This window comes from Gordonia sp. 'Campus' (assembly GCF_022206305.1).
Classification (GTDB): Bacteria; Actinomycetota; Actinomycetes; order Mycobacteriales; family Mycobacteriaceae; genus Gordonia.
This window is the reverse complement of record NZ_JAKOIW010000016.1, coordinates 56,888-76,505: the sequence shown is the minus strand read 5'-3', so window position 1 is coordinate 76,505 and position 19,618 is coordinate 56,888. Positions and strand designations below refer to the sequence as shown.

18 protein-coding genes are annotated in these 19,618 nt (G+C 68.6%); 14 read left to right on the top strand and 4 right to left on the bottom strand.

Going from position 1 to position 19,618, the window contains the following annotated elements:
- Positions 1-29 precede the first annotated feature (29 nt).
- Positions 30-1,253: an MFS transporter gene (locus tag MAY35_RS16910; protein WP_238422468.1), complete on the bottom strand. Its 1,224-nt coding sequence runs from the start codon at positions 1,251-1,253 to the stop codon at positions 30-32.
- Positions 1,254-1,404: 151 nt separating this feature from the next.
- On the opposite strand from MAY35_RS16910, the gene MAY35_RS16905 reads away from it, so the two are divergent.
- The 13 genes from MAY35_RS16905 (at position 1,405) to MAY35_RS16845 (ending at position 16,466) form a co-directional block, all read left to right on the top strand.
- Positions 1,405-1,872: a MarR family winged helix-turn-helix transcriptional regulator gene (locus MAY35_RS16905; RefSeq protein ID WP_238422467.1), complete on the top strand. Its 468-nt coding sequence runs from the start codon at positions 1,405-1,407 to the stop codon at positions 1,870-1,872.
- A gap of 89 nt (positions 1,873-1,961) precedes the next feature.
- On the top strand, positions 1,962-2,567 hold the full coding sequence (locus MAY35_RS16900; RefSeq protein WP_238422466.1) for a DUF4262 domain-containing protein: 606 nt from the start codon (positions 1,962-1,964) through the stop codon (positions 2,565-2,567).
- 139 nt (positions 2,568-2,706) lie between these two features.
- Positions 2,707-4,107: an O-antigen ligase gene (locus tag MAY35_RS16895; protein ID WP_238422465.1), complete on the top strand. Its 1,401-nt coding sequence runs from the start codon at positions 2,707-2,709 to the stop codon at positions 4,105-4,107.
- Positions 4,108-4,139: 32 nt separating this feature from the next.
- Complete coding sequence (locus MAY35_RS16890; RefSeq protein ID WP_238422509.1) at positions 4,140-5,090, top strand: glycosyltransferase family 1 protein; 951 nt, start codon at positions 4,140-4,142, stop codon at positions 5,088-5,090.
- An 8-nt stretch (positions 5,091-5,098) separates the two neighbouring features.
- Positions 5,099-6,637, top strand: coding sequence for a flippase (locus MAY35_RS16885; protein WP_238422464.1), 1,539 nt, complete (start codon positions 5,099-5,101; stop codon positions 6,635-6,637).
- Positions 6,634-7,731, top strand: a complete 1,098-nt coding sequence (locus MAY35_RS16880; RefSeq protein ID WP_238422463.1) for a glycosyltransferase family 4 protein — start codon at positions 6,634-6,636, stop codon at positions 7,729-7,731. The genes MAY35_RS16885 and MAY35_RS16880 overlap by 4 nt, the downstream gene beginning before the upstream one ends.
- A gap of 61 nt (positions 7,732-7,792) precedes the next feature.
- Positions 7,793-8,890: a cellulase family glycosylhydrolase gene (locus MAY35_RS16875; protein WP_238422462.1), complete on the top strand. Its 1,098-nt coding sequence runs from the start codon at positions 7,793-7,795 to the stop codon at positions 8,888-8,890.
- Positions 8,891-9,035: 145 nt separating this feature from the next.
- A complete protein-coding gene (locus tag MAY35_RS16870; RefSeq protein WP_238422461.1) occupies positions 9,036-10,550 on the top strand; it encodes a hypothetical protein in 1,515 nt (504 codons plus the stop codon).
- Positions 10,540-11,646: a glycosyltransferase gene (locus tag MAY35_RS16865; protein ID WP_238422460.1), complete on the top strand. Its 1,107-nt coding sequence runs from the start codon at positions 10,540-10,542 to the stop codon at positions 11,644-11,646. The genes MAY35_RS16870 and MAY35_RS16865 overlap by 11 nt, the downstream gene beginning before the upstream one ends.
- Positions 11,633-12,910, top strand: coding sequence for a hypothetical protein (locus MAY35_RS16860; protein WP_238422459.1), 1,278 nt, complete (start codon positions 11,633-11,635; stop codon positions 12,908-12,910). Before MAY35_RS16865 ends, MAY35_RS16860 begins: the two co-directional genes overlap by 14 nt.
- A gap of 35 nt (positions 12,911-12,945) precedes the next feature.
- Entirely contained in the window at positions 12,946-14,121 is a 1,176-nt protein-coding gene (locus MAY35_RS16855; RefSeq protein WP_238422458.1) for a lipase family protein, read from the top strand.
- 51 nt (positions 14,122-14,172) lie between these two features.
- On the top strand, positions 14,173-14,841 hold the full coding sequence (locus tag MAY35_RS16850; RefSeq protein ID WP_238422457.1) for a GAF domain-containing protein: 669 nt from the start codon (positions 14,173-14,175) through the stop codon (positions 14,839-14,841).
- Between the two features lie 131 nt (positions 14,842-14,972).
- Complete coding sequence (locus MAY35_RS16845; protein ID WP_245404199.1) at positions 14,973-16,466, top strand: sugar transferase; 1,494 nt, start codon at positions 14,973-14,975, stop codon at positions 16,464-16,466.
- Positions 16,467-16,480: 14 nt separating this feature from the next.
- Here MAY35_RS16845 and MAY35_RS16840 read toward each other — a convergent pair whose 3' ends face one another.
- The gene (locus tag MAY35_RS16840; protein WP_238422455.1) at positions 16,481-16,621 is read right to left on the bottom strand and encodes a hypothetical protein; all 141 of its coding nucleotides are present in this window, start codon (positions 16,619-16,621) and stop codon (positions 16,481-16,483) included.
- 267 nt (positions 16,622-16,888) lie between these two features.
- Between MAY35_RS16840 and MAY35_RS16835 the strand changes: the two genes are divergently transcribed.
- Positions 16,889-17,548: a TetR family transcriptional regulator gene (locus MAY35_RS16835; protein WP_238422454.1), complete on the top strand. Its 660-nt coding sequence runs from the start codon at positions 16,889-16,891 to the stop codon at positions 17,546-17,548.
- 53 nt (positions 17,549-17,601) lie between these two features.
- On the opposite strand, the gene MAY35_RS16830 is transcribed toward MAY35_RS16835, so the two are convergent.
- The gene (locus MAY35_RS16830; RefSeq protein WP_238422453.1) at positions 17,602-18,582 is read right to left on the bottom strand and encodes a PDR/VanB family oxidoreductase; all 981 of its coding nucleotides are present in this window, start codon (positions 18,580-18,582) and stop codon (positions 17,602-17,604) included.
- A 46-nt stretch (positions 18,583-18,628) separates the two neighbouring features.
- Positions 18,629-19,615 carry a GNAT family N-acetyltransferase gene (locus MAY35_RS16825; protein WP_238422452.1) on the bottom strand — a complete coding sequence of 329 codons (987 nt, stop codon included), beginning with the start codon at positions 19,613-19,615 and terminating at the stop codon, positions 18,629-18,631.
- Between the last annotated feature and the right edge of the window lie 3 nt (positions 19,616-19,618).

The following is a 19,618-nucleotide window of genomic DNA, read 5'->3' as shown; positions in this document are numbered from 1 at the left end:
CCGACTGCGCTGGCGGTCAGAGCCAGACCTCACGCACGCTCGGCCGGCATGCGCTGAACCTGCGACTCGATGGTCGTCGGGGCGGGCTGCGTCTCGGTTCGGGTCGTTCGACTGTGGAGAACAGTGGCGACCAGCAGTACCGCGAGGCCCAGGACGGTCACGCCCGCACCCGCCCAGATCGGTGATGTGTAACCGAGACCGGCAGCGATGGTCATTCCGCCGATCCAGGCACCGAGGGCGTTGCCGATGTTGAACGCGGCGATGTTCGCACCTGACGCCAGAGTCGGCGCGGTGGCGGCGTGATTCATGATGCGGGTCTGCAGCGCCGGCACTGTCGCAAAGCCGAATGCGCCCATCAGCAGCAGTGACACGACGCTCATGATCTGGTTCGACGCGGTCGCCGCGAAGACGATGAGCACGACCGTCAGGATGGCCAACGTCGCTGTGAGTGAGGTCGTCAACGCACGATCCGCGAGCTTGCCGCCGACATGGTTCCCGATGAACAGGCCCGCCCCGAACATCACGAGAAGCCAAGGGACAGTGGATGACGCGAACCCGGATACGTCCGTGAGGGTGTAGGCGATGTAGGTGAACGCGCCGAACATCCCGCCGTAACCCAGGATCGTGATGGCGATGGAGAGCCATACCTGGGTGGATCGGAATGCGCCGAGTTCGGCGCGGAGGCTGGTCGGCGCCGCGTGGCCCTCGGTGGCGTCGGGCACCAGCGTGAAGATTCCCACCAGCGCGACGATGCCGATGGCGGTGATGGCCCAGAACGTGGAGCGCCATCCCAGTTGCTGTCCCAGGAATGTCCCGAAGGGCACCCCGAGCACGTTGGCGACGGTCAGTCCCGCGAACATCATCGCGACGGCAGCCGCGCGTTTGGCTGGGCCGACCATGCTCGATGCGACGACCGCACCGATTCCGAAGAATGCACCGTGGCACAGGGCGGCCAGGATTCTGCCGGCCAGCATCGCTTCGTAGGTGGGCGCGACGGCAGAGAGCAGGTTGCCGCCGATGAACAAGATCATCAGCGCCATCAGTACCCGTTTCCGATCGAACCGTATGACAGCCGCGGTCAGCGCGACGCCGCCGACTGCCACGGCCAGCGCGTAGCCCGAAATGAGGTAGCCGGCAACCGCTTCGGTGACACCGAATTCGGCGGCGACCTCCGGGAGAAGGCCCATGATCACGAATTCGGTGAGTCCGATCCCGAATCCACCGACCGCGAGCGCTAGAAGTCCGATGGGCATGCTCGCCCCTTCCAATTTGTTGTGAACACCGATAGCAAGCGTATGCACTAGTTGCACACGCGCCATAGATAGTTGCATGCGCCGTCTATCGGTGCAAGCTGGTAATCTGGACGAGCGCTCGACGACGGGTGCGGGCGACACAGAGGACACCATGGGGATTGCAGACGACGCAGTGGAGATCCGCTCGCAGGGCTGGCGGACCCTGGCCGCGCTCTACGGCACCTTGGACACCGAACTCGAGCGCGCGCTGCAGCGTGAACATGCGCTGTCGGTGGTGGAGTACACCGTTCTCGACGCCCTCAGTCGACAGGACGGGTGGCACATGCGGATGGCGCAGCTGGCTCGCGCCGCCGCCCTCAGCTCGAGTGCCACCACCCGGTTGGTCAACCGCCTCGAGGATCGCAACCTGTTGCGACGCATCATCTGCGCCGACGACCGTCGCGGAATCTACACCGAGTTGACGGACAGCGGACGCGAACTCCTGCGGGCCGCGCGACCGGTGCACGACTCCACTCTGCGCACCGCACTGGACGACGCCCGTCGAATCCCGGAGCTGGCACCGTTGGTGGAGGCCCTGCATCGATTACCCGCGGCGCCGGCGCCCAGCGGAGCAGGCTGAGCCCCGGCGTCGGGGCCCGGGCGGCGCAGCCCGGGAATTGTCGGGACCCCGTGGTGTCATGGTCGCACCGTCGAACAAAGGAGCGATCCATGTCAGACCACGCTGCCGCGATCCGAGGTCTGCCCAGGTGGCATCCCAACCCCGTCATCCGCTCGACCATCGAGACCATCCGGCGTTGCGGATGGCAGGTCACCGCCATCGGCGAGAGCGTGCCCGAGTTCGACGAAGCGTCCACACCGACGGAATGCTGTTTCTCCTACACCGCCGGCCTGTCGCTGCACTCCATTCCCGAGCTGGCCGTCTACGGTCTCGATCCGCTCACCGCGCACTACGTCCTCAACGAACTGGGCGACCTGCTCCATCGTGAGGACTGGCGCGATCTGGTCGCCCGGCGCGCCGACATCCGGCTACAGACGGTGGCGGTCACGGTTCGTCTCATCGAGCAGCTCGACGTAGACGAGTTGATCCTGGCGAACCTGTTGTTCCCGGACCAGCCGAAGCTGCAGGTGGTGTGGCCCGACGACTACGGCCACCTGCCGTGGGACGCCGACTACACCCTGCTGCCGATGCATCAGCCGGTGAAGGGTCTCCCCCAGCTCACCGACGCCGTCGTCGACGAGCCGCGGCTCCTCACCACGGAACCGGGGCCCGACCGGACGCGACCACGCAAGCAGCGCCGCATCTCGGGGCACTGACCTGCGCGGACCCCCTCCGCCCGCGCTCGGCACGACACGCCTGTGGCCGTTGGCCCGGACAACGGGCGCTCGGGGTGCCACCATGGATGATCGGGGGCTCGAACACACCACGGGGGCATGAGGGGAAGGCGGGTCGGGCGTGGCGTACCTCCCGGTCGTGGGTGCCGTCCTCGTCGTCCTCGTGCTCGCCGGCGCCTTCGTCTCGTTCATCTATCGGCGCCCGCAGCGGGGGCTGCTGGTGCTGGCCGCGCTCACGCCGCTCGACGGTCTCCTCGACATCGCCCCGGTCCCCGGGATCGCCTCGGCGTGGAAAGAAGGCGTTCTCGCGCTGACGCTGATCTGCGCGTACAACCGACGCATCCGGCCCGCCGACCGCACCGGCCCACCCCTGCACATGCCGTGGTGGCCGGCGGCGGCGGTGCTGGTCGCCTTCGGTGTCGTGTCCGCGCTCTACGTCTACGGCCCGATCGGCCTGTACGGCGTCAAGGTGACCTTCTTCTATCTGTTCGTCGTCCTCGCGCTGTGGTTGACGCCGTTCGACGCCCGCGATCGCGACCGGTTGGTGTCGGTCATCATGGCGCTCGGGGTGATCACCACGCTCGTGGGAATCGGCCAGCAGCTCCTCGGTCCGGCACGGCTGGTGGAGCTCGGCTACACCTACGGCGAGCAGGTCCGATCCAGCGGCCCGCTGTTCCGGACGTTCAGCACCTTCAACCAGCCGTTCGGCTTCGGGCTGTTCGTGATGCTCGCGCTCCTGGTCGGCGGCGCGGTGGCGTTGTCCGACACCGGCCGTCGTCGCAATCAGCTGTTCCTCGCGTGCTGGCCGATCATGGCGGTCACGATGGCCACGTCGGTGGTCCGTGCGGCCATCCTCGGTCTGGCCGTCGGGGTGATCTGGCTGGCCGCGTTGCGATTCCGCCGACTCATCGCCCCGCTCCTCGCTCTCGGGGTGTTCGCCGTCGTGGCGCTGCCGTTCCTGCCGTCGAGCATCACCAAGGTGTTCTTCTCGTCGAGCAGTCTGAGCCAGCGCGGCTCGGGATGGGGTGACATCTTCGCGAGCATCTGGGTGCACCCACTCGGGACGGGGCTCGCGTCGAGCGGTTCGGCCGCCGACGCGATGTCCGCGGCCCGGGGTGAGACGACACCGACGATCACCGCGGGTGCCGACGGGACGGTGCAGCAGTTGTCCCGGAACTATCAGCCGGACAACTACTACGTGAAACTCCTGCTCGAGCTGGGGCCGATCGGGTTGTGGTTGTTCCTGGCACTGATCGTGACCGCGGTGATCTGGTGCGTGCAGTACTCGCGCCGAATGCCCGACCCGGATGGAGCCTTCGTCCTGGGTGTGAGTGCGTCGATGGTCGCGGCGATGGTGGCGTGCCTGGTCGCCACCTACTTCGAGATCTTCCCGCTCGACTTCTTCTTCTGGTTACTGTTGGGAGCTGCTGGATGCGCGACGGCACAACACGAATCACGTACGGTGCGCTTGCACTTCGTCCCGGAGGAAGCGGAGTCCAGACCTACATCCGCGAACTCCTGAGGGCGCTGCCGGCGCACCTGACCGGCACCCCGCTGTCAGCGGTGGTCCAGACCGATGCGGTCGACGAACTGCCCTCGACGATCACCCCGGTGGAACGTCCCGTCGCCGACGGCGTCCGGCGTGCGGTGTTCGGCGTCCTCCCCATGCGTTCGGCGAATGTCTTCCACGGCCTCGACGTCGATCTTCCCCTCGCCGGGCCGTCGACGACGGTCGCGACGGTGCACGACCTGTCGGTCCTCGACATGCCCTCGGCGTCCAGCCGTTTCCGGGCCGCGGGTGAGTCCGTCCTCGTGCGTGCGACACTTCGACGCGCCGACGTGCTGATCGCGGTGTCGGAGTTCACGGCCGAACGCATTCGCGAGACCTGCGGGCGCGACGCCCACGTCACCGAGCTCGCGCCGGCCCCGTGGGCTCGTCCGCCGGCGAGCGCCGATGTCGACCGCGTCCGCGCGAAATACGATCTGCCCGACCGCTTCATCATGCAGATCGGCACCGTCGAGCCGCGCAAGAACGTCGCGCTGGTGGCCGCGGTCGCACGCCGCCTCGACATCCCGTGCGTCCTCGGTGGCGCCGGGTCGAAGGGTCCCGATGCGCCGTCGTCGGCCGTGGGGCTCGGATATGTCGACGTCGAGGACCTGCCCGCGCTGTACGCGGCGGCCACGGTCACCGCGTACGCCTCGTTCTACGAGGGATACGGACTTCCGCCGGTGGAGGCCATGGCGAGCGGCGGCGCGGTCGTCGCGAGTGCCGTCGGGGCACTGCCCCAGGTCGTCGGCGACGGCGCGGTGCTGGTGTCCGGCCACGACGAGGACGACTGGGTCCGCGCGCTGGAACCGATCGTGCGAGACGCCGACCGACGACAGACTCTCGTGCAGACCGGCGTCTCGGTCGCCGAGAACCTGACCTGGGAGACCACCGCCCGGCGGACGGTCGAGGCCTACCGGGCGTCGGGCATCGACATACCCGCCCCGGGGGCGCCGTGAGCCCTGACGTGACCGGCCCACTGCCCTCCGACCTGCTCGTCGAACAGCAGGCGGAGGCCGAGTTGCAGGCCCGGGCAACGCCTTCCGGCGACCCCGGCCCGCACCCGGCGTCCGACGCCCGGGCCGCCGCCCGCGCGACGGTCGCGATGCTGGTGAGTCGCCTGGTCATCGCGGGGCTCGGCTGGACGGGCAGCGTCATCATCGCCCGCACCCTCTCCCCCGAGGACTGGGGCACCTATTCGTTCGTCTTCGCGCTGCTGGGACTCACCGCGATCTTCACCGATCTCGGGGTCGGTCGCGCGGTGATGGCACGCCTGATCTCCGACGACCCCGACGACGTGGCGAAGACGGCGTCGTCCTTCATCGCCCTGCGGGTCCTGCTCGGATTCATCGGCTACCTCATCGCCGTGCTCTACGTGATCGTCCTGCAGTACCCGGGCGACGTCATCCGGGCGACCCTGATCGCCGGACTCGTCGTCGTCTTCGCCACCCCGGGCCAAGCGCTCACCGTCATCTTCCAGAGCCGCCACCGACTGCTGCTGACCGCGATCGCCGAAAGCCTCGGTCAGGTCCTGCAGCTCGCCCTGACGATCGCCGCCGCACTGGCCGCCCCGGTGCTGCTGATCTTCGTCCTCGCGCCGGTCGCGAACGAGATCTTCGCGCTCATCGTGAAGATCGTCGGCATCGCGCGCCGGTCCTCGGGTCTGCGGCCCTCGCGCATCGTCGAATGGTCGCGCTGGAAGCCGATGCTCACCGATGCCCTGCCGCTCGCGCTCGGGTTCGCGCTCACGATCGCGCTGCAGAAGATCGACGTCCTGTTGCTGAGCCTGCTCGACTCGCTGGACGCGGTCGGCATCTACAGCATCGGCTACAAGTTCTCCGACATCATGGACACCCTCATCCTCGCCGCCGCCGGACCGATCAGCACCCTGATGGTCGCGGCGTGGCCGGACAAGCCCGCCGAACTCCGTCAGCGATGCCGCACCGCCGCGATCGTCTTCGGTGCCGGTGGCGCCGTCGTCGTCGCCGCGTTCTGGCCCAGCGCCACCCAGGTCATCGAACTCCTCTACGGGGAGCGGTTCGTCGTCGGCGCCGATGCCGCACGCTTCCTGGTGCTCGGCGCGGCCATCATGGCCCTGGTGGTGCTGGGAATCTTCCTGCTCGCGGCCACGGGGCACGCGAGCCGGTACCCGTGGATAGCGATCGGCGGCCTCGCGCTGAACGTCGCCCTCAACGTGATCCTGATCCCGCGCTACTCGTACAACGGCGCGGCGGTGTCCACGGTCGTCACCTTCGCCGTCGCGGCGATCGCGCTGTGGGTCGTGATCCGCCGGACACTGCCGGTCACCGGGCTGCTGCCGGTGGGCTCGCTGGTGGCGCTCGTCCTGGTGACCGCCGTGGTGAGCGCTCTCGGGGTCTGGGCGGTGGACTCGGTGCCCTGGCCGGTCGTCTCGGCCGTCGCCGCACTGCTCGTCGCAGGCCCCGCAGTTTTGCTGATCCGGGCGGCGACCTCGCCCCTCGGCCGACACGCGAAGGTGGTTCGATGACCGGTCCCGCACAGCCGCGCACGATCGTCTTCGTCGCCCACACCGGGCAGGTCTCCGGGGCGGAGAAGGTCATGCTCGACCTGATCGACGTCGCGCTCGACCGCGGTCACGCGGTACGGGTCGTCAGCCCCGACGGACCGCTGCCCACACGGCTGCCGCCGGGCGTCGACCACGTGACGATCCCACCGCTCGGTCTGAGCGGCGAGCGCGGCATGGCCCGGCTTGCCGGCGCCGGCCGCCTCCTGGGGGCGTGGGTGCGCGCCGGCCGGATCCTGCGCCGCGTCTCCCGACAACCCGACACCTCGACGATCGTCAACTCGCTGTTCGCACTTCCGGCCGCTCGCGTCGCACGCCCGTCGGGCCGCATCTCCTGGCTCGTGCACGACACGCTGTCGTCGGGCAGGCAACGGGCGGTGATCCGCATCGGCTCCCCCGTGATCCGGCGTGCGGTCGCGGTGTCCGAGGCCACGGCCGCGCCGCTGCTCGAACTGGGGTTGCCGGTCGTGGTCGCGCACAACGGCGTCACCTGGCCGGTACCCGCGCTGTCCACCGAACTCCACGATCCGCGCGTCGTCGGCATCCTCGCACTGCTCACCCCGTGGAAAGGGCACGCCGTGCTGCTCGACGCCGTGGCCGACGTGCCCGGCGTCGAACTCGAATTCGCCGGCGGATCGTTTCCCGGTGACGCCGAACATGTTGCGGCACTGCATGACCGAGCCGAACGGCCCGACCTGGCCGGACGCGTCCGGTTCCTCGGCCACACCGATTTGCGCAGCGCGCTCGAACGCTGGGATGTCGTCGTCTCGGCCAGCGTCACACCGGAGGCCGGGCCGTTGTCGGTCCTCGAGGCCATGTCCTATGGAAAGCCGGTCATCGGCACCGATCACGGCGGCACAACCGAATTCCTCCGGAATGGCGCCGGCATCCTCGTCCCCCCGTCGGACCCGGACGCATTGGCGTCGGCGATCACCCGAATCCTCGGCGACGACGACCTCCGCCACGCGCTGACCAGCGAAGCCCGGCGACGAATCGCGGACGGACACGACAAGTCGGTCACGCTACCGCGTATGCTCGACGAGTTGCTGTCCAGCTGAGGAGAAACCGCGGCCGGACACTCTTCGCGCATTCTGCGCCCTCCCCTCAGATAGGCACCCCATGAGAAGGTCCCTGTACGCTCGGCCCCGGACGGTTCGATCCGCACTCGCGTACGCATGCATCGTCGTCGCCGCCCTGACCACCGTTGTGCTCGTGCGCAACGACGCCCACGCAGCGCCCGCCGCATGCTCGCTCGCCGCCGGTGATCACAAGGTCGCGGCGTCGCCGGGCGCGTCGTTGCTGAGCGCGTCCGACGCCGACCTCGACCGCGAACTGTCGGTGGCCGAGGATCTCGGCATGTGGGCGGTGCGCATCGACGTCGACTGGTCGGTCGTCGAGCCCCGCCGCGGCCAGCGCAACTGGGCGCCGATCGACCGGGTGGTGAATGCCGTCGTCGCCCACGGCATGTGTCCGCTCGGTCTGGTGACCTACACGCCGCTGTGGGCGGCGCGGGCCGGCGACTTCCCGCGCAACAGCCACTACCGGCCCGCCGACCCGCAGGTCTTCGCCTCTTTCGCCGCCGCAGCCGCGCAGCGCTACTCGGCGTCGATCGCGGTGTGGGAGATCTGGAACGAGCCGAACCTGGCGAACTACTGGCTGCCGCGGGCCAACTCGACCGAGTACGGACGGCTCCTGGCAGCTTCGTATTCCGCGATCAAGCGGGCGGTCCCGGGCACCGCGGTGATCTCCGGAGGTCTCGCCCCCGGCACCGACAACGGCCGCGACATCGCGCCGCTGACCTTCGTGCGCAATCTCTATCAGAGCGGATTCAACGACTCCCTGGACGCGCTCGGCGTGCATCCGTACACCTACCCGGCGCTGCCGAACGATCCCGCCGCCGCGTCGTGGAGCACTGCGGCCCGGATGTGGGACATGCGCGACGTGATGGTTGCCGCCGGTGACGGCGACAAGTCGATCTGGATGACCGAGTTCGGTGCACCCACCGGAACCGGGACCAACGCCGTCTCCGAAGACGTGCAGGCCCAGAGCATCGCGATCGCCATGGGCGCCCAGAACGACGCACCCTGGCTGGGCCCGCTGTTCGTGTACTCGCTGCGTGACGCAGGCACCGACCCGAACAACCTCGAGCACAATTTCGGTCTGGTGCGCCGCGACTGGACGCCGAAGCAGGCCTACACGATGCTGGCCTCGCGGTGACCGCTGGGCCGTGATCCGCGCGCGCCACGCCAATCGTCCTCGACCACCATCGCGCGGATCGTTGGTTATGGTGGACTGAAAGTCGATCGAGCACTGCAATGTCCGGGGATGGTCGGGGGGGCATCCGACACCACAGGAGAGACGTGTGAGCTCCAGCCTCGATGCCGGCGGGCGACGCGATGCGCCGCCCTCCATCGATCTGTTCGGGCACTTCCGCGATCTCGCTCGCGTTGCCATCCCGGCGATACTCATCGGCATCCTCGTCGGTGCGTCCGTGTTCGCCTTGCGGAGCGCTCTCGTGCCGAAGGAATACTCGGCGACCGTCACCGCAGAGATCACCCCGGCCGGCACGATCATCCCGGGCGATGCCTTCGTCGAACAGCTGCGTGCGCCGTTCGTCGCCCTGTCGACCGACGAGAACGTGCTGCGACAGGTGCTCACCCAGGTGGATACAGGGTGGACCACCGGCGAGTTGAGTTCACACGTGACCACCACGCCGGGTTCGGCGCCCACGATGATGGACTTCACCGCCACGGCGCCGACGAGCGAGCAGGCCGAGGACGTGGCCCGGGCGATGGTCACGGCCATCTCGGCCGCCTCACTGTCCAACCACGCGCGTGACATCACCCGTCAGATCGACCAGATGCGCGCGCAGGTCACCGCCGAACGCGTCCGTAACCGCGCCCTGCCCGACCGCAGCGACGCCAAGGTCGAGTCGGACGCGACACTCGCCGATCTCGACTCCCAGCTGACTCGCCTGCAGAACTCGTCGTCGGACACCCTCACCGTCCTCGCCGCGCCGTCGGTGAGCGATGTGCCGGTGGCGCCCAATCCCACGCAGGAGGGCGCGGTGGCGGGCATCGCCGCGACCATCATCGCGGCCGAACTGCTCGTCCTCTTCCGTGGACGCCGGGGTCGCCGCCCCAACCCGATCTGGGCGCGGCGTGCCGCGCACCGATTCGGTGCCCAGCTCACCTATGGGAAACGCGGCGAGCCGGCGCTGCCGTCGACATTGCTGCCCGCGTTCGCCCAGCGTCATCGTCGCGCTCAGGTCGCGCTGATCCTGACAGGCGAGAACGTCGACGTCCGTGGTCTGCTCGACGATCTCGCACCCCCTCCCGGCGACACCGGGGCCGGACACCGCATGCGGGTGGAGCAGGCGGCCCTGCAGGACGCCTGGTGGCAGCGCGTCGATCCCGCCGAGCTCGCATTGGCGGTCGTGGTCCTGTCGTCGTCGGGTCGTGACCGGAAGGCGGCCGACGCGGCGCTCTCGCAGCTCGCGGAGATCGGGTCGACGAGATATCTGATCGTGCTGCGGACGGCGAAGTCCTCGGCTGCGACCCCACCCGAGAGCACCGACCCCGGGCCATCGGGACCGACCGAATCCACCACCTCGACCGCACCCACCTCCAACGCCGCCACCTCGTTCTCGCCCGGCTCGACCGAGACCGCCACCCACCCGACCACCGCCCACCCCACCGGCACCCAGTCCACCGGCACCCAGTCCACCGATGTCCCGACCAGCGAGGCCTCCACGCACATGACACGTTCGCCTGCGCACAACGACCCCGGTACTCCCCATTCCCCCGACGCCCCGGAGCCGACCGATTCCGGTCGCTTCCGCGCCGTCCCGGGCGAAGTGGACAGCAATGCCCGCTGATCACGTCGCCGTCGTCCACGAACGGCTCACCGAGATCGCGGGTTCCGAGCACGTCGTCGAGCAACTGGCCGCAACCTGGCCACGCGTCGAGGTGCACGCCCCGATCGCGCGTCCCGCCGGCATCCCGGCGGGCCTCGACGAGCCGCCGGTCACCTCGTCCCTCAACCGCATCTACCGTCTCCTCGGCGAACGGACCTATGCGCCGCTGCTGCCGTTGATGCCGATGGCCTTCCGGCGGATGCCGCTGCGCGACGCCTCGGCCGTCGTCACCAGCCACCACGCCTTCGCCACCCAGGCGGTCCACGCCACCGAGGCCCCGGTCATCGCCTACGTGCACAGTCCGGCCCGCTGGGCGTGGGACCCGTCGCTGCGCGCCGGCGAGGGCGGCGGGGCTGCCGGCGCCGCGATCCTCTCGGCGCTGTCGGTGGTGGCCCGTCGCTGCGAGGTCGAGGCGGCGCCGCGCCTGCACACCGTGGTCGCGAACTCGTCGGCGGTCGCGGACCGCATCCGCGAGCACTGGAACCGCGAGTCGGTCGTGGTGCACCCGCCGGTGGACCTCGACGGTTTCACCCCCGACCCGTCGGTACCGCGGGAGGACTTCTATCTCCTCGCCGGACGCCTGGTGCCGTACAAGCGACCCGACCTCGCCATCGCGGCCGCTGCCCGCGCCGACGTGCGACTCGTGGTCGCCGGCGACGGCCGGGCGATGCAGCAGTGCCGCGAACTCGCCGGCCCCAAGACGACATTCCTCGGGCGCGTACCCCACGACACCCTCCTGAACCTCCATCGCGGCGCACGGGCCGTTCTGATGCCCGGCATCGAGGACTTCGGCATCGTGCCCGTCGAGGCGATGGCGACAGGGACCCCGGTGATCGCCCTCGGCGAGGGCGGCGCGCTGGACACGGTCATCCCGGGGTCCAGCGGCCTGCTCATCGAATCGGGAACCGACGACGAGATCATCGAGCGACTCGCCACCGCGCTCCGACAGTTCGACGCCGACGACTACGACCGGTCGGAGATCCGCGCCTGGGCCGAACGGTTCCGGCGCGACCGGTTCCGCGACGAGATGCGCGAGGTCGTCGATGCCGCGCGCTGACTCCTCCACCGCTCAGGGACGCGCTCGTGCGTCGGTCCTGGACCGGGCACTGTCCACCTCGCGCACGATCTCGGTGACCGGTCCGATGGCACCGTTGGACCTCGATCTCATCCGCACGCGGTTGACGCAGGCGTGTACGCCGACATCTCGACTCACCCTCGTCCCGGACCCGGCTTCGAAGACCTGGGCACATGACGTCACCACCGCGCCGGAGGTCTGCGACCGTCCCGATCTGGCTGACCTGCCCATCGGCGAGATCATGACCCGCCTGCGCAACCGCCCGGATCCGCTGCCCCGGCTGGAGGTGCTGGTGTGCGGGCAGTGGCTGGTCATCGATCACACGCACGGCATGGGCGACGGCCGGCTCGGCATCGAGCAGATCGCGGGCGTGGCCAGTCGTCATGATTTCCCGATGACCGAGCGGTTCGAACGCTCCCTGCCGGCCGATGCGGCGTGGCAGGCATTCCGTCGGCACGTCCTCCGCCATCCACGCCGACTCCGCGACATCATGCGTCTGCGCTCGGCCAATGCGACCGCGCCCGGCGATCACCCCGTCCGCACCATCACCGACTGGCGCTCGTCACGGTGCGCCGTCACCACCGCGATGCGGCCCGGACAGACCGCCGAACTGAAGCGCGCCATCGCCGACACCGGCGTCCGCATGTCGTCGGCTGCGGTGACCGTGGCCCTGTGGCGCACCGCGCTGGCCGCACAGGGCGTCGCACTGGACGAGCGGACCCAGATCCTGTTCGACTGCCGACGCTATCTCGACGCCGATCATGCCGAGGACCACGGCAACTTCGCCGTCGGGATCCCGCTGCGCTTCCCGGCCGGCGCGACACCGATGGAGATCGGCGACCGCATCCGGTCCGTCGCGGAATCCGGTTGGCCGGCCGCGGTTCTCGCCGCCGGAGAACTGCGCGAACGTGTGCGGCCGTCGAAGCCGGGTTCCGACCCCGGTCAGGAGCCGGAACGGGTGGAGGTTCCCGACCGGTTGCGACTGTCGGTCAGCGACCTCGGCCGGATCGCGATCTTCGGCGACATCCCCTGGGAACCCGCGGCGGCATCGCATCACCTGTTCGCCTATGTCGAGCCCGACGGTCCGGACGCGGCCAGCATGCTCGTGAGCGAGATCGACGGCTCGCGTAGCTTCACCACGACGTTCTGCAGCGACTTCATCGGGCGATCGGTGATCGAGGCAGCTCTGGATCACCTGTGTGAAGATCCGGTGTCCCTGCTGAATCAGCTGCTCACGCGGTCATGAGGGTGTCGTCGCGGCACCGTGTGCGCTCTGCCCCCGTGCTCGTGACAGTGCTCGTCGTGGCCGCCCTGCTCGTCGGCGCGTGTTCGTCCTCCCCCGGCGCCTCGACGTCCGATGCCGCTCCGGACACGACGGTGCCCGCGGGAGCCTCGGCCGGCGATCTCGTCGGTTCCCCGATCCCGACCGAGTCCTACATCTCGCTGCGACGGATCGTCGACCGAACGCTGCGTTTCCGGTATCTGTCCACCGATCCCGACTCCGGCGGCCTCACGCCGGTGTCGGCCGCGGTGTTCGTCCCGCGTGGCCGCCCACCCGCGGGCGGCTGGCAGGTCCTGGCCGTGGGACACCCGACGACCGGCACCGCGGGCAACTGCGCCCCGTCACTACACGCAGGTCTGTTGGGCACCGTCAGTCTGGTCGCCTCGATGCTGGAACTGGGATTCGTCGTCGTGCAGACCGATTACCAGGGTCTCGGTACGCCGGGGCGCCACCGCTACCTCGATCCGGCGCCGGCCGCGCGCGCCATCATCGACTCGGTCCGTGCGACTCGCACGATCATCGACGACACCAGCGACCAGTGGTGGGGCTTCGGGGTCTCGCAGGGCGGGCACGCAGTCTTCCACGCCAACGAGATCGCCGGCACCTACGGCCGCGGCCTGACCCTGCGCGGAACGGTCAGCATGAGTCCGGCGCTCGACGTCGCACCGCTGGCCGACGCGATGGCCGCAGGCACTCTCACCGAGGAACAGATCGCCTTCCTCCCGCTGGTGCTCACCGGCCTGCAGACCATCCATCCTGAGCTCGTCATCGACGACTACGTGCGGGGGCCGTTGCGAGAGGCGTTCGGCATCTTCCTCGAGTGCGAAGACGTGGCCCTGGTGCAGAAGCAGGCCGTCGTCGAGGCGACCCGGCCCGAGGACTACCGGCCCGTCGACGCCGCGGCCACCGACCGATTGCGTGGGTGGCTCCGCGAGGTGAGTCTCCCGCAGGGTCGGGCGGCGGCGCCGATGCTGATCGCTTACAGCGACGGCGATGAGGTCATTCCGGCGCCGTGGACGGCGAAGGCCATTGACCAGGCATGCCGTCAAGGTGATGTAATCACTTCGCTCCGGGTTCGTAATCAGCCGCACGGCATACTCGACATCGGCTCCGCGGCGACCGACTGGGTGGCAGCCGTCAGATCAGGGCAGCGCACGCCGAACACCTGCGCATGAGTTTCGTGCGTTGTCCGGGCCGAGCATCCAGGGCAGCGAGAGGAGTTGACGATGAGTTCGAACACCGAGGATGGTGACGCGATGACCGGCGCCGACGACCACTCGCGCGACGCGGAGGCACCGACGCACGACGCCGACCAGCTGGCCGCGTTCTTCGAGATGTCCCCCGAAGCCGGCCTGCACGCGGTCCTCGAAGCCGTCCGCGGACGCAACCCCGAGGTGGAGAACGCACTCCGGGCGATCCTGGCCGATCCCGAACGCATGCGTGCCCTGAAGGACAGCGGGTTGCTCGACGACCCACCGACCCACAGCCTCGACGAGACCATCCGACTCACCATCGATGCCGTCGGCGTTCCACACGTGGCCGTCAACGTCATCACGCCGGAGGAGCAGGCGACCGCGGCCATCGCCTTCCGCTCGGGCCAACCCGAGGGCCCCAGCACCAGGTCCCTGGTCAACTCCCTGTGCGTTCTGCCCGTCGTGAGCGGTTCGCCGCTGATCATCGACGACATCGCCGACCACGCGCTGCTCGCCGATCATCCGACCGCGACCAGCGGTGAGGTCACCTCCTACCTGGGCATCCCGATCGCCGACGACGATGGCCACGTCATCGGCACGTTCTGTGCCTGGGACTCCGAACCGCACCACTGGTCCTCCGCGGAGGTGCAGTTGATGTCCGATCTCTCGGTGCTGGTCCGGGAGCTCATCTTCGGTCGTTGAGACCGTCAGACAGGCCCGTTACAGGACCGTGAACACTCCGGTTCCCAACACGTACCCGGTAGGCGCACATGAGTGGTCGGGTACACCTACAATCGGCGGGAGCGGGGGGCCGTTTTGCGGATGGAGTGGACTTGTCGACCCGTGTATCGCAGGCCGAGAAACCAACGACGACGACGCGTGCCCAGCCGCCCGCGCCGACCGACACCAGACGGGGTTTCGACCAGCTGATCCGTGACGATCCCCTGAGCACCCTCGTCACCGTCTCCATCGACGTGCTGTCGGCGTCGATCGCGGTGGCCATGGGTCTCTGGTGGATCGCGAGCGGCCGGGGCGCACACCCGCCACTGTGGACGCTCCTCTTGTTCGTGCCGATCCTGGTGCTCATCTTCGCGGTGCGCGGGGTGTACCGGCGCGGGTTGAACCGCCGGTTCCTCGACGAGGTCGGCAAGGTCATGACCGGCTGCACGATCACGGCGATGATCCTCCTCTGCTCACTGCTGCTGTCGTTCGCCGACGATCGGCCGGGTGCCGCGGTGACCAAGGTGTGGGTGTCGGCGTTGTTCTGGGTACCGTTCGGGCGGCTGTTGCGCGACACCATCCAGCGGAGTCTTCGTAAACACGGGCACCTGCTGTCGCCCACCCTGATCATCGGCGACGGACCGGTGACCGCACAGGTCGTCGGTCGGATGGTCTCCGCCCCCGAGCACGGTCTGCGGCCGGTGGGTGTCCTGACCGCCGGAGCGCCGCCTCGCTCGGATCGCGACGAGGGACCGTCGAACAGGATCGATCAGCTCGGTGGGGTCGACGACCTGGACGACGCCATCCGCGCGACGAACGCCGAGATCCTGGTCATCGCCTTCGCGGTGACCAATGTCGAACGGCTGACCGCGGCGGTTCGCATCGCCCATCGGCACGGGGTCAAGGTCTGGATCGTGCCGCGCATGTTCGACGTCATCGGGCGTCGCAGCCGCGTCGACCACATCGGCGGACTCCCGCTGATGTCCGTGCCGCACACCAATCCACGCGGGTGGCAGTTCCGCACCAAGCACATCACCGACCGGATCATCGCGGCGATGATCCTCACGGCGATCTCGCCGCTGTTCCTGACCCTCATGCTGCTCGTGCGCCTCAGCTCGCCGGGGCCGATCTTCTTCGCGCAGCCCCGTGTCGGCCGTAACGCGCGCGTCTTCGACTGCCTCAAGTTCCGCTCGATGCGGCCCGAGGATCCCGAGGCGGAGAAGTTCAAACCCACCGAGGGCAGCGCGCCGGGCGGCGTCGAGGGAGTCGACCGGCGCACCAAGATCGGCAAGATCATGCGCTCGACGTCGATGGACGAACTCCCGCAGCTGCTCAACGTGCTCCGCGGCGACATGAGCCTCGTCGGTCCCCGTCCCGAGCGGCCCGAGTACGTCTCACTGTTCGACGTCCAGATCCGCCGCTACGGCGAACGCCACCGCGTCAAGGCCGGCGTCACCGGATGGGCCCAGGTACACGGCCTGCGCGGACAGACGTCGATCGCGGACCGCGCCGAGTGGGACAACTACTACATCGAGAACTGGTCACTCTGGCTCGACATCAAGATCCTGCTGCTCACCGTGTTGGCGGTGTTGAAAAAGGCGGAGTGAGCCTGTCCGCATCCTCAGGGAAACGGGCGTCGAGTGTCGTACGCCGTGCGATACGGCATTCGCCCACGGTCGTCGCGGACGGTGATGATCAGCGTGCGGACGACAACGGCGAGCAGGACTATGCCGCCGACGATCGCGAGAAGTAGTGCGGTCACGGGTGCCTCCCGACGCTCGAACTCGTTGTTCCACCGCAACATTCATCCGTCACGAGACTCTTCTGGTTCGGTGACGATGTGCGGATTCGATTGCCCGCTCATGGTGGCGCACGGCCGACTCCGGGCGCCACTGGTTTTCGGGCCGTCGCGCGGACGACCCGGCTCGAGTTCCTTCGCGAGGAGGTAGAAGCGGCACGCCCACATGGACATCCACCGTGCCTGAAACTACTCTTGTTAGGTCCGTTCAGGCACGAGGAGAGGTGGGACATGGCACGGCCGTCCAAGCCGTTGATCAGCCGCAAGGCAGCCGTGATGGCGTCCATCGAGATCATCGACTCCGAGGGACTCGACGCCTTCAGCCTGCCGCGGCTCGCGAAACACCTCGGAGTCCGCGCTCCGTCGCTCTATCACCACTTCGACGACAAGAACGAGATCCTCACCGAGGTCGCGCGCTACATCGCGGGCACCGCCGTCCGGCGCCCGCGGATGAACCCCGGACCCGACTGGCCCGAGTTCTTCGTGGCGCTCGCCCTGAACTTCCGGCAGTCGATCCTGCGCCATCGCAACGCCGCCCCGGTCCTACTGCAGCACCTCCCTCGTGATCTGTTCACGTCGACCTACGAGGACACAGCCCAGTTCCTGCTCGATTCCGGCGTGCCCGTGGACCTGCACGTCCGCATCCTCGACGGCATGGAGACCCTGTCGATCGGCGCGGTCCTGATGGAAGCGATGCGCCCGCCACGCCCCAAGTCGGCGATCTTCCCGAATGTGTCCGCGGAGTCGCAACCCCTTCTGGCGCAGGCACTCTCGAGTAACGATCTCACCCAACGCCAGCTCTTCGAGGGGATCGTGCGCAGCTTTCTGCACGGGATCATCCGTGATCACGATCTGCCTGCACCGGATGCGGAGCCCGCCGCCGCGGGATGACCGGAGTCGAGGGGCGCCCCGGAGCTCACTCCTCCCCCATCACCGCCCGGCGATCAGAGATCCAGTACCAGTCTCGGTGTGCAGCTACGAGACACACAGACCATCATGCAGTCGTTCGCAGCCTGCTCGTCCTCGGACAGCACCGAGTCGCGATGGTCCGGCACGCCGTCGAGCACAACCTGTTCACAGGTGCCGCAGGTGCCTTCCCGGCAGGAGAAGTCGACATCGATACCGTAGTCGAGCAGCGCGTCGAGCACCGACTTGTCGACCGGCACCGTGACGCTCCGCCCGCTCTGCTCGAGTACCACCTCGAACGCCTCGGCGGTTGATTCACCGTCCTGCGCAACTACTTTGGGGGCGAATCGCTCGACGTGGAGTTCGATGTCCGACCGGCTGCGGCAGACCTCCTCGATTGCGACGAGAAGCGGTTCCGGTCCGCAGCAGTAGACGGCAGTCCCGGCCGGGACCTCGGCGACGGCCCGAGCGAGATCCAGGAGTCCGTATTCGTCTTGGGGTCGTAGCGCGACATGCTCGGGATGTTGTTGCGCCAGCGCCTCGCCGAAGGCCATACCGGCCGCGGTACGGCCGCCGTAGAGCAACGTCCAGTCCGCACCCCGCGCGTGCACCTCGTCGATCATCGGCTTCAGTGGGGTGATCCCGATCCCACCCGCGACGAAGAGATAGGCCGGCGCATCCACGAGCGGAAAGTTGTTGCGCGGCCCCTTGACCGCGATCAGGTCTCCCACCGCCAGTTCGTCGTGGACGCGCGACGAACCACCGCGTCCGGCAGGCTCACGCAGGACGGCGACGCGCAACCGGTCCCGATCGGTCACCTCGCCGCACAGCGAGTACTGCCGGATCAGCTCGGGACCCAGGATGAGATCCAGGTGCGCGCCGGGTTCCCATGCGGGAAGCGGATTCCCGTCCGGATCGACGAGGGTGAGCGACACGACCCCATCGGCCTCCACCTGTTTGTCGGCGATCTGCAACTTGGCATCGTCGAGGAACTCGGTGGCGGTCACAGGCTCACTCATTCGGATTTCCCATTCTCACAACGATTGTCACCAGGCGCGGCCGCGTTCATCGGAACGCCGGCGGCGGGCTCGCACTTGTTCCGACCTGGTAGCAGGAGTGCACGTCCTCCTGCTCGAAGGCGAGCAGGCGGCACATGCGCACCGCACCGGCATCGTCCGGATCGATCCGTAACTGGGAGACCTGGATCCCGGCATCGCGTTGCCGCGCCAGCGCCGCCGTCAGCAGCGTCGACCCGAGTCCGAGTCCGCGTGCCTTCTCCGACAGCACGAGCGCGTGGACGAGTGCGGTCCGCAGCTCGAGGTGCATCCGGTGTTCGGTGGTGTACCAGACGAATCCGAGGACGTCACCGTTTCCGTCGCGCGCGTCGGTGACGGTCCCGCCACCACGGCGGAGGTCCGCGGTCACCCGGTCGTGATGTCGTTCGGGGAGGTCCGCGGACGCCAGAACCTGTGCGATGACGGAATCGTCGGCGACGAGGTCGCGCGGGTCACCGAGAGTGACCCCGTCCGGGACCTCGGACTCGTCGAGCGGCAGTGCGAACGGACCGGCCAGGTGCCGGGCCAGGGTCCACTGCCTGCTCACCGCGGGTATGCCGAATCGTCGGGTCAGTCTGCCCGACGCCGGATGGGTGGCGTACGCCCAGCAGCGAAGTGCGTTGGCTCCGGTGCGTTCCCAGCCGCCCTCTCCGGTCACGTCGAGGCCGACCTCTTCCACCAGCAGGGTCGTGATCCCGCGCGAACGGTAGTCGGGATGGACGACGTACGACACCGTGCCCACCCCGTCGGCGTCGACCGACAGATGGAGGTAGGCGACGATCACCATCGGGACGTCGTCGAGCGGACTGAGGTCGCGGCGGGCCTTGATCGGCAGGTGTGCGACGGTCCCGGTGGCGCCACCGACCTCTCGGACGGTGTCGGCGTCGATGGACGAGAATCCGGCCTCTTCGTCGTATTCCGCTGCGTCCTGGACGAGTTGGAGGACTTCGTCGAGTTCGGCACCGGTCAGCTCCGGGCGCCATTCGTAGGTGATCACTGT

Bases quoted from the DNA above. Each gene is read 5' to 3' on its own strand.
- MAY35_RS16880 (WP_238422463.1), top strand. From the start codon at position 6,634: ATGACCGGTCCCGCACAGCCGCGCACGATCGTCTTCGTCGCCCACACC.
- MAY35_RS16905 (WP_238422467.1), top strand. From the start codon at position 1,405: ATGGGGATTGCAGACGACGCAGTGGAGATCCGCTCGCAGGGCTGGCGG.
- MAY35_RS16835 (WP_238422454.1), top strand. From the start codon at position 16,889: ATGGCACGGCCGTCCAAGCCGTTGATCAGCCGCAAGGCAGCCGTGATG.
- MAY35_RS16900 (WP_238422466.1), top strand. From the start codon at position 1,962: ATGTCAGACCACGCTGCCGCGATCCGAGGTCTGCCCAGGTGGCATCCC.
- MAY35_RS16865 (WP_238422460.1), top strand. From the start codon at position 10,540: ATGCCCGCTGATCACGTCGCCGTCGTCCACGAACGGCTCACCGAGATC.
- MAY35_RS16860 (WP_238422459.1), top strand. From the start codon at position 11,633: ATGCCGCGCGCTGACTCCTCCACCGCTCAGGGACGCGCTCGTGCGTCG.
- MAY35_RS16850 (WP_238422457.1), top strand. From the start codon at position 14,173: ATGAGTTCGAACACCGAGGATGGTGACGCGATGACCGGCGCCGACGAC.
- MAY35_RS16910 (WP_238422468.1), bottom strand. From the start codon at position 1,253: ATGCCCATCGGACTTCTAGCGCTCGCGGTCGGTGGATTCGGGATCGGA.
- MAY35_RS16830 (WP_238422453.1), bottom strand. From the start codon at position 18,582: ATGAGTGAGCCTGTGACCGCCACCGAGTTCCTCGACGATGCCAAGTTG.
- MAY35_RS16875 (WP_238422462.1), top strand. From the start codon at position 7,793: ATGAGAAGGTCCCTGTACGCTCGGCCCCGGACGGTTCGATCCGCACTC.